19 protein-coding genes are annotated in these 17,769 nt (G+C 41.0%); 13 read left to right on the plus strand and 6 right to left on the minus strand.

Annotated features, from left to right (window positions below; genetic code table 11):
- Positions 1 to 144 precede the first annotated feature (144 nt).
- Positions 145 to 654: a hypothetical protein gene (locus CVV44_23155; GenBank protein ID PKL35123.1), complete on the plus strand. Its 510-nt coding sequence runs from the start codon at positions 145 to 147 to the stop codon at positions 652 to 654.
- A gap of 108 nt (positions 655 to 762) precedes the next feature.
- On the opposite strand, the gene CVV44_23160 is transcribed toward CVV44_23155, so the two are convergent.
- From CVV44_23160 to CVV44_23170, 3 genes are read right to left on the minus strand one after another with little or no spacing between them, the layout of a single operon-like run.
- Positions 763 to 1,608 carry a hypothetical protein gene (locus CVV44_23160; GenBank protein PKL35124.1) on the minus strand — a complete coding sequence of 282 codons (846 nt, stop codon included), beginning with the start codon at positions 1,606 to 1,608 and terminating at the stop codon, positions 763 to 765.
- 55 nt (positions 1,609 to 1,663) lie between these two features.
- A complete protein-coding gene (locus CVV44_23165; GenBank protein ID PKL35125.1) occupies positions 1,664 to 1,933 on the minus strand; it encodes a hypothetical protein in 270 nt (89 codons plus the stop codon).
- A 20-nt stretch (positions 1,934 to 1,953) separates the two neighbouring features.
- Entirely contained in the window at positions 1,954 to 3,993 is a 2,040-nt protein-coding gene (locus CVV44_23170; GenBank protein PKL35126.1) for a hypothetical protein, read from the minus strand.
- A gap of 334 nt (positions 3,994 to 4,327) precedes the next feature.
- Between CVV44_23170 and CVV44_23175 the strand changes: the two genes are divergently transcribed.
- The 7 genes from CVV44_23175 (at position 4,328) to lipA (ending at position 11,446) form a co-directional block, all read left to right on the plus strand.
- Positions 4,328 to 5,647: a diphosphate--fructose-6-phosphate 1-phosphotransferase gene (locus CVV44_23175; GenBank protein PKL35127.1), complete on the plus strand. Its 1,320-nt coding sequence runs from the start codon at positions 4,328 to 4,330 to the stop codon at positions 5,645 to 5,647.
- On the plus strand, positions 5,647 to 6,639 hold the full coding sequence (locus CVV44_23180; GenBank protein PKL35128.1) for a hypothetical protein: 993 nt from the start codon (positions 5,647 to 5,649) through the stop codon (positions 6,637 to 6,639). The genes CVV44_23175 and CVV44_23180 overlap by 1 nt, the downstream gene beginning before the upstream one ends.
- Positions 6,640 to 6,651: 12 nt before the next feature.
- Positions 6,652 to 7,623 (plus strand): hypothetical protein, encoded by a 972-nt coding sequence (locus tag CVV44_23185; GenBank protein PKL35129.1) that lies wholly within the window; start codon positions 6,652 to 6,654, stop codon positions 7,621 to 7,623.
- A 29-nt stretch (positions 7,624 to 7,652) separates the two neighbouring features.
- Positions 7,653 to 8,810: a hypothetical protein gene (locus CVV44_23190; GenBank protein ID PKL35130.1), complete on the plus strand. Its 1,158-nt coding sequence runs from the start codon at positions 7,653 to 7,655 to the stop codon at positions 8,808 to 8,810.
- A gap of 206 nt (positions 8,811 to 9,016) precedes the next feature.
- On the plus strand, positions 9,017 to 10,120 hold the full coding sequence (locus CVV44_23195) for a hypothetical protein (GenBank protein PKL35131.1): 1,104 nt from the start codon (positions 9,017 to 9,019) through the stop codon (positions 10,118 to 10,120).
- A 69-nt stretch (positions 10,121 to 10,189) separates the two neighbouring features.
- The gene (gene gcvH, locus CVV44_23200; protein ID PKL35132.1) at positions 10,190 to 10,582 is read left to right on the plus strand and encodes a glycine cleavage system protein H; all 393 of its coding nucleotides are present in this window, start codon (positions 10,190 to 10,192) and stop codon (positions 10,580 to 10,582) included.
- 9 nt (positions 10,583 to 10,591) lie between these two features.
- Positions 10,592 to 11,446, plus strand: a complete 855-nt coding sequence (gene lipA, locus CVV44_23205; GenBank protein PKL35133.1) for a lipoyl synthase — start codon at positions 10,592 to 10,594, stop codon at positions 11,444 to 11,446.
- Between the two features lie 27 nt (positions 11,447 to 11,473).
- Here the strand turns inward: lipA and lipB are convergent, their stop codons facing one another.
- Complete coding sequence (lipB, locus tag CVV44_23210) at positions 11,474 to 12,115, minus strand: lipoyl(octanoyl) transferase (GenBank protein ID PKL35134.1); 642 nt, start codon at positions 12,113 to 12,115, stop codon at positions 11,474 to 11,476.
- 138 nt (positions 12,116 to 12,253) lie between these two features.
- Here lipB and CVV44_23215 point away from each other — a divergent pair, with 138 nt between their 5' ends.
- From CVV44_23215 to CVV44_23225, 3 genes are all read left to right on the plus strand, one after another.
- The gene (locus CVV44_23215; protein PKL35135.1) at positions 12,254 to 12,571 is read left to right on the plus strand and encodes a hypothetical protein; all 318 of its coding nucleotides are present in this window, start codon (positions 12,254 to 12,256) and stop codon (positions 12,569 to 12,571) included.
- 126 nt (positions 12,572 to 12,697) lie between these two features.
- Positions 12,698 to 14,041 carry a Trk system potassium transporter TrkA gene (locus CVV44_23220; protein PKL35136.1) on the plus strand — a complete coding sequence of 448 codons (1,344 nt, stop codon included), beginning with the start codon at positions 12,698 to 12,700 and terminating at the stop codon, positions 14,039 to 14,041.
- A 15-nt stretch (positions 14,042 to 14,056) separates the two neighbouring features.
- Positions 14,057 to 15,505: a potassium transporter gene (locus CVV44_23225; protein PKL35137.1), complete on the plus strand. Its 1,449-nt coding sequence runs from the start codon at positions 14,057 to 14,059 to the stop codon at positions 15,503 to 15,505.
- A gap of 29 nt (positions 15,506 to 15,534) precedes the next feature.
- Here CVV44_23225 and CVV44_23230 read toward each other — a convergent pair whose 3' ends face one another.
- Complete coding sequence (locus tag CVV44_23230; GenBank protein ID PKL35138.1) at positions 15,535 to 16,029, minus strand: 2-C-methyl-D-erythritol 2,4-cyclodiphosphate synthase; 495 nt, start codon at positions 16,027 to 16,029, stop codon at positions 15,535 to 15,537.
- A 29-nt stretch (positions 16,030 to 16,058) separates the two neighbouring features.
- Entirely contained in the window at positions 16,059 to 16,358 is a 300-nt protein-coding gene (locus tag CVV44_23235) for a hypothetical protein (GenBank protein PKL35139.1), read from the minus strand.
- Positions 16,359 to 16,648: 290 nt separating this feature from the next.
- Between CVV44_23235 and CVV44_23240 the strand changes: the two genes are divergently transcribed.
- Together CVV44_23240 and CVV44_23245 are read left to right on the plus strand one after the other, a co-directional pair.
- Positions 16,649 to 17,008 (plus strand): hypothetical protein, encoded by a 360-nt coding sequence (locus tag CVV44_23240; GenBank protein PKL35140.1) that lies wholly within the window; start codon positions 16,649 to 16,651, stop codon positions 17,006 to 17,008.
- A 7-nt stretch (positions 17,009 to 17,015) separates the two neighbouring features.
- On the plus strand, positions 17,016 to 17,765 hold the full coding sequence (locus tag CVV44_23245; GenBank protein PKL35141.1) for a hypothetical protein: 750 nt from the start codon (positions 17,016 to 17,018) through the stop codon (positions 17,763 to 17,765).
- The last annotated feature ends 4 nt before the right edge of the window (positions 17,766 to 17,769 follow it).

The raw sequence follows: 17,769 nt of genomic DNA on the forward strand, positions 1-17,769 counted from the left end.
ATTCAAATGAATCACTGTCTCGCTCCCATTTATCGATAGTATATGTGCAATAATCCGGCAGGAAAAATAAGAAAAAGTACTTGCCTGTCCGATGACGGGAGAAAATATAGCCGTGACTTTAATTATAATGTTCCGGAGAAGTAAATGAACGCTCCCGACTTCAGTAAAACATTGAAATTGCTTCCCAACAGGGATGATCATAACTGTTTTGGCTGCAGTCCCTCAAACCAGTCAGGGCTGCAGATGAAATTTTATACCGATGATACTAGAGTTTATTCCAGGCTTTCCGTGCCGGAGCATTTATGTGGATGGAACACGCTTGTCCATGGAGGAGTGATATCAACTATCCTGGATGAAATAATGAGTTGGGGTGCCATATACCTGCTGAGACAGATAGTGCTGACAAAATCCATCTCTGTAGATTTTCTGCAGCCCATCATGATCAATGAAGATATACGGGTAGAAGGGAAGGTGCTTGAAAGGACCGGTGAAAGGGAAGCTGTCATGCAGGGTTTTATTTACAATGATAAAGGCGTTCTTGCAGCCCGTTCCACGGGGATATTTGCCCTTTTTTCTCCCGATGTTCTTAGAGAAAAAGGAATCATGTCCGATAAGGATATCCAGTACTTTGAAATGATGATGCTGAACAATTGAAAGCAATAGTATGATTAATCTATCATATAAAGATGCCCCGCAGCAGAATGGAGCGGGGCATCTTAAAACTGTTACCGATGATTCCGGAATATTATGCAGCAACTCACATTACTTTTTAAAGTTATACGGCACATTGGACATTTCCTCAACCCTGTTTTGCAGCTGCCTGTAAAGAGTTTTTTCATCTTCCACGATTAACTCAATTGCATTCTGCTTGCAGGTTTCGATGCACATACCGCAGGCCTTGCAATCGGCCGAAATAGTGGCCTTGCCGTTTATCATCCTCATTTCATTGACAAAGCATTTTTCTATGCAGATCCCGCAACCGTTGCATTTTTCAGCATTGACACGAATAGAAAGACCGGGGAGTTTTTTATATGTCCGGTTCAACTCCGGGCCGCGTACTTTCATATGTTTGCGGTAAAGACACTTGTTATCATCGCAGAAACAGATGAACATAAGCCTCTTAAAATCGGGAAGCTGGAAAGCGAGGGCATCGATCCATACATGTGCCAGGTTTGCCACAAGACCGGCCTCGGCGGCCCGGCCTATATGGCTGACTGCCTCTTCTGGAGAAACGAATCTGCCATGGGAAGGATGTATCCGCCGCGTGGCAGGACCATAGGCGATGCAGCCGATTTTCATCCGGGGGCTTTTTCTGTCCATTACTCCGTGGCACATGCATTCATTAAGGACAAAGATGTTTTCCTTAATATCATACATAAGTTTTTCCAGCACTTTTCTCGGCACGGGAGTTGTGTCCGGAGGACTGACTTCTTCTTTTATGGGAATTGATGTCAGTTCATTGTGAGGCGCCTTAAAAAAGAGATTGATGAATGACCGGAGATAGGGAACATTGCTCAATCTTTTTCCCAAAATAATAGTAGGCCAGGAAAGCCATAACTGCAGCTTCACCAGCGCATTGTTGGGACCATAGCGGAGTATATTTTTCATAATTTCATCTACCTTTGGTTGTTGTGGTGTTTGACTGTTGGAGAACCAGTATTTTTTAGTTGTCTATTATATTTTTGCTGAGTGGAATCCACCAGGTAAAACCGAAAATGAAGGCTTTAACGGCGGATTTTGTTTTTGATATCCCCCTGGACGAGCCGACCTGTATTCCTTTTTTTATTTCCGACACATGAAGGATTATCAGGGCAATAAAGACTCCCCAGCCCCAGAGTGGTTTTCCAAAAAAGTATCCTAAAAAAATAACGGCCGGCCAGAGTAAAAGTGCTCCTGCCATGAGATTATACCAGAAGAATTTTGACTTAAACACAGGTGAAGCCTCCTTTGCTTTTATTGTCCTGTTACGGCAGGGAGGGAGACCGAGAAGCAGGTCCATTCTCCTTCTTTTGATGTAACCGAAATACTACCCTGATGATTATTGGTGATGATAAAATATGAGATATAAAGTCCGAGGCCTGTTCCCTGTCCCGTGTCTTTCGTGGAAAAGAAAGGCTCGAAAATATGCTTCTGTATGTGGGCCGGAATTCCCGGTCCATTGTCGCATATTTCAATAACTATTTTATCGTCACGCAGATATGTGTTTATTTGTATTTCAGGCTCCACGCTGATCCCGGTCCTCTCTGCCATGGCTTGCGCAGCATTCTTCAGAAGATTCAGAAAAACCTGCTCCATCTCAGTGGAGGAACACAGGGGCTTTTGTATCTGCGTGTCGTAATTTTTTACTATATTTATATTTCTGAAATCATATTTTTTTTTCAGATCATAATCATTAATGGCGAGGTCAATTGATTTGTCAATAATATCATTAATATCACAGACAATTCTGCCCGATTTAGAACCTTTGCTGAATTCAAGCATATTCTGTATTATCTTTGAGGCCCTGATTCCTGCTTCCAGTATCCCGTCGAGGTAGTATGGAATTTTTTTATCTTCAAACAGTCTCTGAAGAGCCGTCGGTTCAATGCCATATTCCTTGAAAATACTATTGTTGTAACTTTCTCCTGGAGAGATCCTTCTGATTACACTTTGTATCCCCTGTATTATGATGCCCAGGGGATTATTTATTTCGTGAGCCATCCCTGCCGCAAGACCTCCCACGGTAAGCATTTTATCGTTAAGAACCATCAATTCCTGCATTTTTACTCGTTCAGTCGTGTCATCAATTCGTATAACGACTCCTTTTCTTTCTTCGTCCAGTACCGGGTATATAATAAGATCGTTATAAAAGCGGTTGTCCCCACGGTAGTTTACCAGTTTTTCCCGTACAATGATTTCCTGTGTTGCAATTGCTTTTTGAATATCATCACTATACTGATTATAAGCGGGTACAATGTCTTCCAGCTTTTTACCAAGAGCTTCTTCTTGAGAGATTCCAGTCTTGTTCTGGGCGCAGGAGTTCCATTGTGTTATTTTCAGCTCTTCATTTAAACATATCACGATTGAAGGCATAAAATCTATAATTCCGTTAAGTATATTTTTGGTATCCTTCAGCTTACTTTCTGCATCCTTCCTTTTTCCGATCATGTGATTGGCTGATTCAGCCAGATCCCTGAATTCAGACAATGACAGACGGTCGATGTCTATTGTCCCATAGCTGTCGGCCGATTGATTGAAAAATTTTGAAAAGACCTTGTACTCTCCGTCAAGCTTTTTTGAAATGAATAAGGCAATGATGAAGACTATACACAATATCCCCAGCGACAGGAACAGAATCTTATAGATTAGCCGGATCACATGAGATTGGAGTTCTTTTCGACTTTTCTCAATATAGTTGTCAATTTCATAAACATAAATACCCAGTCCCACGTACCATTCCCATTCGCCCACAGCCTTCACATAGCTGATTTTAGGCCTGGGCTCCGTACCCTCGAATTCAGGCATGACATAGTGAAGGTATCCGCCCCCTGTCTGGGAAAGGGCTATAAGTTCCCTGACGATCTTCACCCCATTAGTGTCTGTCACATCGATCATGTTTTTTCCCCGGGCAGGCCCCAGGAGGCTGATGCCATCCCATGTACCGGCAAAAATATACCCCTGCTTGCCGAATGTCATCATCGATAATCGCTCCAGGACATCTCTCTGAAGTTTCTTCTTGTTGTAATCATGTTTTTGTTCTGAACCCGATGTCTCCATGAGCTTTCGTTTAAGGAAATAGACACTCTCGACTGCCATATCCACATTATTTTTTAATTTTACTCTTTCACTCTCCAGATAACGTTCTTTTATCAGAGCAGCTTCAACATCAAATTTTTTGTATTCAGAACTGACCCAGAGATAATTAATGGGAACCATGATTATCAAAGTGATAAAAAGCATGGAGAAAAGAAAAATTGAAGTGATGCTTCTTTTTTTTAAGCGTTTTATGATCATCTTTTTATTGTATCCCGAGAAAAGACCACACCTGGTTGATGAATTATATATTAGCCGTAAAGATTATTCAAGTAATTAACTATAATAAAAACCTTGATAAGGGAACCTCTATGAATCATTATTTAGCAGAGTGAGCTGGTTCTGCATTCGATCATCGTGATCAGCAGGCACAAACTTTGGGAAAATAAGGTTTTTTCATTTTATTGTTAATGAAAAACCTTATTTTTAGAGGTGCCCATAAATTATATGAATAAAGATGTCTTTTCTCTTGACTGCTTCACAATGCTGGCATAGAGTATATTTATTTATAGTAGCAACAGGTTATGAGGAGCATATGAATTTTATAATTAAATCGCTTGGCGAAAACAAATACAGGGCGAAGGATATTGTCAATTTTGCTGTTAAGGATTCCTACATAGTTTCAGACGAAAAACGCCTTCTGCATAACATTTTTATCGATGAAAGGGGATACGATCCCTCTGACATGAAAAAAAGCTTTGAACTGGCCGGTCCCAGGGAAAAGCTTTTTTTCGATCCGAAAACAACGAAATGCGCCATTGTAACCTGTGGTGGACTCTGTCCCGGGCTGAACGATGTTATCCGTTCCATTGTAATGGAATCCTACTACCGCTATGGTGTTCGTTCAATAATTGGCATTAGATATGGTTATAACGGGCTTAATCCAGCCATGGGCTACCATCCCATAGAATTAACTCCCGAACTTGTGGAATCCATACACATGGACGGCGGCACTATCCTTGGTTCGTCCAGGGGCGGAACCGACGATATGGAAATTCTGGTGAATACCCTGGAAAATATGAGTATAAACATTCTATATACTATCGGTGGTGATGGGACACTTCGGGGTGCCCATAAAATAAACGAGGTGGCAAAAAAAAGGGGTTATGATCTTTCTGTCGTCGGTATCCCTAAAACGATTGACAACGATATAAGCTTCATTCAGCGTTCTTTTGGTTTTGAGACTGCCTTCTCGAAGGCATCGGATTCGATTTACGCAGCCCATGCCGAAGCAAAGGGAGCACCTAACGGGATTGGTCTTGTGAAACTCATGGGCAGGCAGTCGGGATTTATCGCTGCCAACGCCACACTTGCCATGAATGATGTTAATTATGTTCTGGTGCCGGAAGTGCCTTTTGATCTGTATGGCGACCATGGGTTTTTGAACTGTCTTGAGAAGCGATTGTTAAATCGGGGGCATGCCGTTATCTGCGTTGCCGAGGGAGCAGGGCAGGACCTGATTAAAAAGGAACAGGAAAACAGGGGCCATGACGCTTCGGGGAATATTGTGCTGGATGACATCGGTATTTTTTTAAAGCACACTATCAATGAGTATTTCAAGGAGAAAAAGATTACTATCAATCTCAAATATATTGATCCAAGTTACATAATAAGAAGCGCTCCGGCAGTTCCCAATGATTCAATATTCTGTGCAATTCTTGGACAGTACGCCGTACATGCGGGTATGGCAGGAAAAACCGATCTGGTGATCGGACAGTGGAACAATGTCTTTATCCATATACCTATTGAACTTGCCATATCCAGTAGAAAGCAAATAGATCCAAATTCCCCATTCTGGAACAGTGTACTAGAGGCGACTGGTCAACCCGCATCCATGGTTAATGCACAGTCGTAATGATGGATATTATTACAGAAAAAAAAATTCTTCTTCTGCAATCACAGCTCTTTTCAAAACTCAGAGAGGAGGAGCTGGAAATAATTGTCAGATACAGTGAGTTCATTTATTTCCAAAGTAACGAGGTTGTTTTCAGGATACATGATCCGGCCCGATCATTGTATCTCATTGCGGACGGAGAAATCCTCATAACCAAAACAGAATCAGGGGCCGATGAGAGGGATGTGGCGAAATATTTGTCGGGAGAATGTTTCGGTGAACTTTCTCTGTTCAGATCTTCCCGGCAAAATGCCAATGCAATTGCCGTATTAGATTCTCGTATTTTACAATTCCCGGCTGCATCCTTTAAATTCTGGGATATTGCAGAAATGCATGGTGAAGTCTTCGCCAATATCCTTTATAAGCTTATAGCCATTATCGCGGGAAGAATACGCCGTACTAACAGGCTTATCAACGACAGAACGCCATGGCTTCATGAACTGAAAAGAAATCTCTATACGGACAAATTAACGGGAATATTCAACAAGAATTATCTTGATGAGGACCTTCCCGAAGGCATTTATAACATGGATATTCCGGTTTGTCTCCTTATGGTAAAACCGGATAATTTCAAACAGGTTAACGATACCTTCGGTCATGACGCGGGTGACCGTGTTCTGAGGCTCATTACTATTTTTATTCAATCACTGCTTAAGGAAGAGGATATTGCAGTGAGATACCGGGGAGACGAATTCGTGGTTGTTCTGACGGGAACCAGTCTTGACCGTGCCATCATATTTTCACGGGACATGCAGCAGACCCTGTACGCCATGGATTTAAGCAATGCCTTACAGACCGGCGAGTTTCATGTAACGGTCAGTATCGGTATTTCCATATTTCCCGGCGAGGCGAATAATGCAGAAGATTTGATAAAGCAGGCACATGCTAGAATGATGACCGCCTGGGAAGCCGGCGGTAACAGCATACAGACCGGGGTGTTTCTGGGTGAATAGGAAAAAAATATCATGACCGATCTTCATAAAAATATACTGAAATGCAGCCATCTTTTCTCTTTACTGACGGACTATGAAGCAGAAATAATTTTCGAATACTTTACGCAAGTTTCGATAAATGAGGAAACAGTAATTTTCCTTGAGGGCGATGCCGGGGAGGATTTATATATTGTCATTGCAGGGGAGATTGTTTCAACGGTACAGCTCCCCGACGGACACCGGCGTGTTTTGGCAAAGTTCACCGAAGGTGAATTTTTTGGAGAAATGGCCATATTCGAACAAGCGCCCCGATCCGCAACATGTACGAGCTTTTGTAAATCTGAATTACTGAAACTACGGAAAAACGATTTTTATGATATAATACACAAATACCCCGACATTGCAATAAAAATGATGTATCGCATGCTTAATATAACCACGGAGCGGCTCGAGGAAAAAAATCAGTTCCTTTCCGAAATGGTTACCTGGGGAGAGGAGGCGCGAAAACGGGCTATAACCGATGAACTGACAGGCTCATATAATAGACGGTACTTTGATGATGCACTTCACCTGGCAATAACCAGGGCAAAGGCCACATCGGCACAATTTTCTCTGGTGATGATTGACATGGATTTTTTCAGAAAAATCAACGAGGTCTATTCCCATGATGAAGTTGACAAGATACTGAAAGAAGTGACAAGTATCTGTCTGAAAAATCTGAAACAGAAGGACATTTTTGCCAGATATGGCGGAGATGAATTTGTTCTCATTTTACCGGAAACAACCATGGATCAGGCTAAGAGTGTTTCCGACAGACTGTGCTCGGCGGTTGGGAACATGGATCTGGCTGAAATTTCCACTAAAGTAAGTACGAGTGTAACTATAAGTCTGGGAATTGCTACGTATCCTGAAAGCGGGCTCGACGCTGAAACTCTTATAAGGGAATCCGACAGGGCTCTCTACGAGGCCAAGAATAGCGGAAGGAACAGGGCTGTGTGTGCATGAAAGGATGCTTGTAAAAGGATGAGAACATTATGGCAAAAAAATCAATAGAAACCATCTTTCAGAAAAATACCATCGTCAATAATATTATCAATGCTATCAGCACGATGGAAAACTTTCTGATTCTGGGACATAAAAATCCCGACGATGACTGTGTTGCCTCAACGGTGTCCATGGCGCTGATCCTGACTAAATTCTCTAAAAATGTTTATATCTATTATGGCTATCCCGTCCATGATCACTATAATTACCTGATGAATATATGCCGCTATAATTCCATAACTATCGTTGAAAGAAATGAAACTGTGGCCCAGACGCCCGACGCTGTTATCATCTGCGATACACCCAAACCTTCAATGGTTGACACCAATCGCATGATTGATGAATATATTTCCAATCCGGAAATCATCAAGATAGAACTGGACCATCACCTCGGTGCCGACAGTGATTACAATGGAGACCCTGATTATTCCTTTGTCCTGGAAGCGTCTTCTGCCAGCGAACTGGTGGGGTATCTCGCTTTGAAAATGAGGAATAACAAGGATCTCATGAAGCAGTATCAGATTAAAAATCTCATGACAAGAAATTTTGTCCTTGCCGTTCTCACGGGAATTATTGGTGATTCGAAAATGGGAAGCTTCCTGAAATCAAAAAGAGAACTGAGGTATTATGATATATTCAGTCGTCTTTACAATTCTATATTATCACGAGAGACAATAAAAAAAACCAATCTTGCCAACATGAATGAAGTCTTTACTGAAATTCAGAAATTATCAACATCGGAAGAAAAATGCGCGAATTACATGATGAAAAAGAAAAAGTTAACATCTCACTTCGGATACATCATTATGGATCAGGATGATATGAAATATCTCTACAAAGAGTTTGATGATGATACCATTGTTTCCATAACCAGGGGTATTGCCGATAGAATGGCTGAAGAAAGTAAAAAATTCGGGTTTGTCAGTTATTTTGAAAATGATGAAAAATCGGATCTTATTCAGTTCAGGATACGGCGCAGTAAATCATTCAAGGATTATGATCTTCGTAATGTATTAAAAATATTCAATATTGAAAATGGGGGAGGCCATGAAGGGGCCATCGGCTTCAGGCTTTCCCGTTCGAAGGTGGAGAATGTTGAGGCGTTTGTGCAGGATATAATCGTAAAAGTTGAAGGTTTGATGAAATAATTCGATTTTACGGTTTTTTAACTGAAACACTTTTATTCTCCAGCCAATATGTAATACTACCGGCATTTATTTATTTTTTTTCTTGATATTATCACCTTTCTTTTTTAGATGATATCACTTTAACTGTAAATTTTTAAATAATATTTTTTTACTGCAATCCCGTATTATATTTTATTAACAATCATATATCAGTTAAGGGAGATGAAATGAAGAAAATATTGACACTGGCATTTACAATACTGTTCTTCCTCGGAGCGGCTCTTACTCTGTATTTTGTGAAATCAGAGAAGATAATTATAAGAACCCCCATTGTGATTCAGCAGGATATTGTGGTTACATATGTAATCGGAAAGGTGAAATATAAATCAATGGCGGAAAATGACTGGCATAACTGCATTGTAGGCACTACGCTTGAAGAAGGAAGTGAGATAAAAACCGGCAAGTTGTCACTGGCTGATATACGGCTTCATAATGATACGGCTATTAGAATCAATGAGAACTCACAGATGAAAATTGATCAGGTGAGCGTAAAAAATCTGCTTATTAAAATGGAAAAAGGTTCATTATACGGTAAATTTAAGCGTGTATTCGACAGGCACCAGATAAGGATACAGACACCCACTACTATGGCTTCTATCCGCGGCACCGAACTGGCAATTGAAATAAATGAGCCTGAAGGGGAAGATGAGCCGGTTGATTCCGTGACTGCAACAAAAACAAAAAAAGTAAATAAGAACGCTGTTAAAAAAACAGGACTAAAAAAAATAGAAGGTAATGAAACAAGTACAACGGTATTCAATATATCGGGCATAATTGAAATCAGCAATCCGCAATTTCAAAATCAATCCATTCTTCTGTCGAATCAGAAAAAGGCGAGCAATGGACTGTCCGAACTTCCAGGAAATCCCGAAGATATGACGACTGATGAAATATTAAACTTTCAATCCAAACTCAATTCTTTGCATCTCAATGAGGTCCTGCTTATAACCAACAAGATTTATTTTGAAACGGCTAGTGCCAGCATCCTGCCGGAATCATATCCCGAACTGGATAAGATTGCCGAGATTCTTAAACAAAGGAGCGAGGACATCATGATAGAGGGACATACGGACAGTGTAGGCCCCGCTTATGAAAACCAGGAACTCTCCGTTCAACGGTCGCGGTCCATTCAGGAATACCTGGTAAAACATGGAGTCAGCGATAAACGCCTTCTTGTTTCAGGATATGGGGAAAGCAAACCCATTGCCGGTAATGATACCGAGGACGGGAAAGCCATGAACAGACGAGTCGAATTTATTATCATGAAGTAGCGCAACAACACATGTATCATATTGCGGATTACATGAAAAATATTAATACCTATACAGGAGGATTATTGCATGAGTAATATTCCAGAAGATTTGAAATACACCAAGGATCATGAGTGGATACGAATGGATGAAGAATTCACCGGAACCTGCGGAATAACCGATCACGCTCAGGAATTGCTTACCGATATTGTTTTTGTCGAATTGCCTGAAGTCGGAATGGAAGTAAAAAAAGGGGAACAGATTGCCGTCGTCGAATCTGTAAAGGCGGTTTCCGATGTTTACGCCCCCGTTTCCGGAAGCATAATGGCCGTCAATAAAGACCTGGAAGATGCCCCGGAACTTATCAATTCAGATCCCTACGAGGGAGGATGGATTTTTCAAATAGAAGTGAAAGATAAAAACGAGCTCAGGGAGCTTATGGACGCCGATACCTACAGCCAGCATGTTGAAAAAGGCGACTGATGACTATACATGGAAACGACTAGCGCTAGAAAACCGGGCTGGATACGCTTTAAAATTCCCGGCGGAGAAAAATATACCCGGGTAAAAAACATAATCAGGGAAAATAGGCTTCATACGGTTTGTCTTGAAGCGGGCTGTCCCAATATAGGGGAATGTTTCGGGTGTGGGACAGCCACGTTCCTTATTATGGGGAATATCTGCACACGAAACTGCCTGTATTGCGCTGTATCGCAGGGAACTCCGGAATCCCCCGATGCTGATGAACCGGAAAATATTGCCAACGCCGTTAAACAATTGGAATTGAAATATGCCGTTATAACATCAGTCACCAGGGATGATCTTACCGATGGCGGATCTTCCGTTTTCGCAAAAACGACAAACGCCATCAGGGCCAGGTATCCTCAATGCAGAATTGAACTGTTGGTGCCCGATTTTAAGTCAGCAATGGAGACGTCCCTTGATGTTATTGTTTCATCGGGACCGCATGTGATAAATCATAATATTGAAGTTGTATCTTCTTATTATAAACAGCTTCGCCCGGCAGGCGATTACGAATTATCTCTTCGTCTTCTGAGTCGGGCTGCCGCTTCCGGTATACCGGCAAAATCCGGTCTCATGATAGGTTTCGGTGAGAATGTCGATGATATTGAAAGAACATTCAGTGACCTCTATGCTGCGGGCTGCAGGATACTTACCGTGGGACAGTATCTGAAATCCAGGAAAAACGGTTTTCCCGTAAAAAAATATTATACTCCTGAAGAATTTACCATTATCGGTGATATGGCAAAAAAAATCGGATTTGACAAGGTCATGTCAGGTCCGCTGATCAGAAGTTCTTATCATGCGGCGGATATGTCTGCATGATGAAAGTCTGTTCACGGGACTTGAGCTTTAATCATTGAATAATTTTTCATAAATGGTTGTGATTTCGTGAGCGACCTCACGAACTGATATTTGTTTCTCTGCGAGACGGCAAAGGGTAGTGAGGCTGATACCCTCCATTCCGCAGGGAACAATATAGGAAAATCCATCCAGTGTATTACATATATTGATTGATATCCCGTGCATGCTTACCTTACCGGTCAGATCAAATCCTGAGAAGCAGAGCTTTTCATTCCCATGCCATATGCCTGGTCGGGACGCGTCATAGTAAACATCACATTTGTAGATGCTGTTAAGCATATCGGCGACGGGTGAAACAAGATTCCGTATAAACCGGCCCGTATCTTTCGATTTAACAGGCAGGACATAGTATACGACAAGCTGACCGGGCTCATGAACGGTAATATCACCACCACGGCTTGACATGGCCACCTGGTAGCCGCATTGCATGGCATATTCAGCCTTGACCTTCAGGTTTTCTCTTGCGGCATGTCTTCCCAGGGTTATAACCGCTGGAACGTGTTCCAGCAGAAAGACCGATCCGCAGCTCGAAGATGAAAGAACCCTGGTGCGCTCATTTTCCTGTATTTTGACCGCCGAGGCATAATCCATTCTGCCTAAATATGATATATTTATCTTTTTATCAATCATGATGCCTGTTCGTGTTTAGTATCATTTATCTGAATATCAATCCCGTGTGAAGAAAATGGGCTTGATATTTTAATAAACTTTTTATATTGTATATGTATATAAATTAAAATCCAATTAAAAATTGATGGAGCGTTTCTTATGAATGGTGAAGTTCTTGTCCAAAATGTCTTTAACCTGTTCATTGTTGCCATAATTCTTGAATCATCGATTATGGCGCTTTTTTCCATGTCAGCATTAAAAGATATATCCAATTCAAAACCCGTTGAAATAGCCCGGGATTCTCTCATCCTGATACTTGCCCTGGTTCTCTGTTACAAGGTGGAATTACTCACATTGTTCAGGGGGACCGGTATAAAATTGCCACTTATACTTGATACAGCTATAAGTGCACTCGTTCTCACAAGAATGACCAATTTTCTCAAGGACTTTTTTTCAAGAATTCGCCTTGAAGATTGATATTCTCCGGTTGCAAATACATTATATCAACTTCCGATAAGATATATTATGTCTCATTAGAATATTATACAGCCGCCTTGCAGTCAGCGGTATATTAAATCAATTAAACAGGGAATACAAAGTATTATGCATATCGTAGTTCTTGGTGCCGGAATCGTAGGAGTCCAGATCGCCTCTAAGCTTATTGCCGAGGGGAAAAACATCGTCGTAATTGAGAAAAATATGGAGAGAGCTCAATACGTCAACAGTCATCTCGATTGCATGGTGATTAACGAAGAAGGAAATAATATTCATACGTTGAAAAAAGCCGGTATTGAAAAAGCCGATATTTTTATCAGCGTCACAAACTCCGATGAAGTCAATATGATTGCCTGCGCTCTCGTGGACAGCGAATTTACCGTTCCGATTAAAATTGCAAGGGTGAGAAACCTTGATTATTCAAGACTTAAGATAACAGAAAAGAACTTTTTGGGCATTGACTATATTGTTAATTCCGAAGTTGAGACCGCGAGACAGATTGCCAACATTGTTGCCCTGGGAGCAAGCAGTGATGTCATGCTTTTCGAGAATACTGAATTGCAGATGCGGAATATCATCATAACAAGGAATTCATATTTCAGAAACAGAACCCTGCGCGAAATCCGCCATCACATTAAAGAATCATTTCTCATGGCCGGGATCTTACGTGATTCTGAATTCATTATACCTACCGGCGATACAATGGTTAAGGAAAATGATAATGTATACCTGCTGGCAACACAGAAAGAGTTTACACGTCTTTTCATCCAGACCGGCCGTAAACAGGAAAATATTGATCGTATTGTCATAATCGGTGGAGGTAAAATCGGATCGCTCGTTTGTCAGTATCTTATCAGGACCGGCAGGAAAATAACCATCATCGACAATAGTTACGAAAACTGTAAAATCCTGTCGGAAAAATTCCCTGAAGCACTCGTACTCAATGCAGATATTTCCGATGAAGATATATTTGAAGAAGAGCAGCTTAATAAATATGATCTGATAATTGCCACTACGGATAACCAGGAACTTAACATTTTAACATCAATATATGCGAAGACTCTCGGAACCAGGAGATCCATAGCCCTGGTAAACAAATCAAATTATTTACCAATTGCGTCCAAACTCGACATAGATGCAACCATCAGTCCGAAAATGAGCACGGTTGATGCTATCATGAAATTCATACGGCGCGGAGAAATAAAGAGCATTCACAGCATATTTGACGGTAAAGCCGAAGTCATTGAATTCTCCGTGGACGGAAATAATCAGCTTGCCCGTAAAAAGATAAAAGACATGGAGCTCCCTGCAAATTCACTGATCCTATCAATAGTAAGAGATAACATGAACGTTCTCCCCGACGGGAATCTTGTCATAGAACCCGGAGATGTGGCCATAATAATTGCCAGCAAAACGTCTATAAACAAAATTGAAGAATACCTGGCCGGATAAGCCGTAATATATTACATGAATATTAAAATAGTCTTAAAAATGATTTCCCTGCTGCTTCTTATCATAGCCGGATTTATGATCGTCCCTGCCGGAATAGCAGCCTATTGCCAGGAAACAGCTTCTCTGTATAGCTTTCTTTACACCATTGCAGGCACACTGACAATTTCAGTATTCTTTCTTTTTCTTTTCAGGAAGGTAAAATCAAATAAACTCTCAACCCGCGACGGCTTCCTGTTTGTAACAGGAAGCTGGGTATTCGCTTCAGTTGCCGGCTCCCTCCCCTTTTATTTATCCGACTGTATACCGTCCTTTACCAACGCGTTTTTTGAAACTATTTCCGGTTTTTCCACAACCGGTGCTTCCATTCTCACAGTAACCGATGCTATTCCCCGTTCCATGCTGTTCTGGAGGTCTCTAACGCACTGGCTCGGAGGGATGGGTATTGTAGTTCTTGCCGTGGCCATACTGCCACTCCTGGGCATTGGCGGCATGCAACTCATCAAGGCTGAAGCTCCAGGACCTACAATCGACAAGCTCACACCGAGAATTACCGAGACCGCCAAATTATTATGGTATATCTATACGGGGCTCACCGTAATCGAGACCCTGCTTCTCATGGGCGGTGGAATGGGGCTTTACGATGCACTGACTCATACTTTCGGGACATTGGCCACGGGAGGTTTTTCCACCAAAAATGCCAGTGTAGGTCATTTCAATTCAGCATATATAGACTATGTCATTACCTTCTTTATGGTAATTGCCGGGGTCAATTTTATACTTCACTTTAATCTGATTACAGGCAGATATAAAAGTCTCTTTAAAGATACCGAATTCAAGGCCTACCTGCTTATTTTTTTCTTTTCAACCATGCTGGTTACAATCAATCTTAACGGACACGTGTATGATTCTTTTGAAAAAAGTTTCAGATATGCCAGCTTTCAATGCGCCACAATTTTAACAACAACGGGATTTGCCACAACCGATTATGAAAAATGGCCTTACTTTAGTCAGATGATATTGTTTATCCTAATGTTTGTCGGAGGATGTTCCGGTTCCACGGGAGGCGGCATAAAGGTGATTCGCATTGTGACATTGTTTAAACAGGCCCTGAACGAAATGAATCTTTTGCTCCATCCACGAGGCGTATTTACCTTACGAATAAGAAAGGCTGCAGTACGAAAGAATATTGTTTATGCAATTTCCGGTTTTTTCTTTCTGTATATTGTTCTTCTTCTGATTGTAACGAGTGTCGTAGCTTTTTCAGGGCATGATCTGTTAACGGCCTTTACTGCTTCCCTGGCAACGGTGGGAAACATCGGACCGGGCTTTGGCAGAGTTGGCCCCACGGAAAATTATGCCTTTTTCGAGGATTACGTGAAGTGGGTTTTATCCTTCGGGATGCTTACCGGCCGACTGGAACTCTATACTGTTTTAGTTTTATTTACTCCGCGTTTCTGGCGGTAGTAAATCCAAATTGTTTAAGCATGCAACCATCATTCCGGCAGCATGATCAGTGCCGAAGCCATTGAGGCAATACCTTCGCTCCTGCCGGTAAATCCCAGTTTTTCCGTAGTAGTTCCCTTTATACCGATCCGGCTGCTATCCATCCCGCCAAGACATTCCGCAATGGATTTTTTCATGGCCGGCACATACGGCAATATCCTTGGTTTTTCACAGATAATCGTACAGTCGATATTGATGACGGTAATATTTTTTTCTTTAAAAATAGTTCCAACGGAGGAAAGAAGACTTGTACTTCTGATATTCTTGTATTGCATTTCACTATCGGGAAATAGCTGGCCAATATCACCAATTCCTGCCGCTCCAAGCAGGGCATCAATGATTGCATGAATTAGAACATCGGCATCGGAATGGCCCTGGAGGCCTTGACGATGATCTATTTTGATTCCGCCAAGAAATAAATCCCTGCCTTCGGCAAAGGCGTGGACATCGAAACCATTTCCTATGCGAAGATTTTTATAATTCACGAGGGGTAACTCATTAATACAGATATGAGTCAGATATTGAATACATCGGAGAGGGAACTTAACTTCAAAACATTGAGAACCTTCGAGCTTACCTTGTTAATTTTCAGTGTCTTTCCTTTTTTCTTCTGCAATTTTAGAAGACTAATGAGAACACCTACTCCCGATGAATCTATATAGTCCACGCTGGATAAGTCAATTTCTATATCCTTATCCACATTTTGTCCAATTTCAAAGAGTTTCTGTTTGAAGGTTTTAATAGTCATCATCTCGATATCGCCGTTAACGATTATGTTGACCAACTCATCATTCTCTTTTATTTCTATATCCATAGTTTAATCCCATCGCAGAGTTGTTATATATTACAATTATCATAACGCCATATTCTTTTAAGTCAAACATAAATTTTGTTAAATATTAAATTATTTATGTATACCCCCCATGGAACGTTAATATATTTTTAAAAACCACCCCTCAGTCGTTAATATATGTACCTCGGGAGATCAATCCAATGGCAGTTGAAGACACTTTATATTTTTTGATAATATCTGAATTTGTATTGACGATTATAATATAAATGCTATATAAATTGAAATATATTCGTTTTTCAGGTTAAAATAAAATGAAATCAAAAATCCGAATGAAAAGAAAATATTTCGTAATTCTGACCACATTTTTTGTGGTATGCTCCATGCAAGTCCAGGCAGCTGAGAAAGAGGAAGTCCAAAGCCTCATCTCTATTGCAGAAAAACGACTGGAAGCCATAAAACAGAAAGGCGACATGGGTCATGCTAAGAGTGAAGTAGATAAAATCAGCATCTATATAAATGAGGCAAAAAGCGACCTTAAAAGTGGAGATGAAGAGATGGCTTATTATAAAATAAGCATCGGTATGGCATACTTCAGAAAGATAGAGGCCTCACAGGAACTTATTGATGCAGAGACGGAATTAAATCAAATAAAAGACAAACTGGGTAAATGAGGAGACAATGAAGCAGCGCATAATACTGTCATTTTGCCTGATTATGATATTCTCCACCAATTTGATGGCGTGGAATAAAAATAAATCAATATTGATGATTCAGGAAGCTGAATCAATGGTAAATGATCTGGATTATAATTATGAACTGAAAGAATTCATTCCACACGACGAATACAGTGAAGCGGTGATCAGTATTCGCAGTGCCAGGATACAGTTTGACAAAGATAATTTTAAAATGGCATATTTTTATGCCGCCATATCGATTGTAAAAATAGAAACGACCTCGCTCACAGCGCAGGCAAGAAAAGCGAGATATGAGAAGTTAGCGCTTGAAAGGGATTATTATCGCGACCATCAGGCAATTGCGGAGCAAACAACTGCTCCAGGCAATGAAATCGTCGATGCCGGTCTTTTAAGGAAAGATAATGTATACCGTACAATCATGCTGGACAAGCGAATTTTTACACAAAAAGGATACCGGCTTACAAAAAGCGCCAGGAATCAGCTGGACCGTATCGCTGCTGTTTTGAACAAGCATCCTCAGGCCGGGATAAAAATTGTCGGACATTCCAGTTACAGGGATCTCAAGGATTATACAAAAAGGAAAGCCGAGAATATTAAAAACTATTTAATAAGCAAGGGAACGGCTGCCGGCAGAATTTCCGTAATAGGTCTTGGCAACACCGAGGTGATGGATACAGCTGTAGGATACAGAAGAATTGACAGGATAGAAATAATAATTACAGGAATAGAATGAAATA

The sequence above is a fragment of the Spirochaetae bacterium HGW-Spirochaetae-1 genome (assembly GCA_002839375.1).
GTDB lineage: Bacteria > Spirochaetota > UBA4802 > UBA4802 > UBA5550 > PGXY01.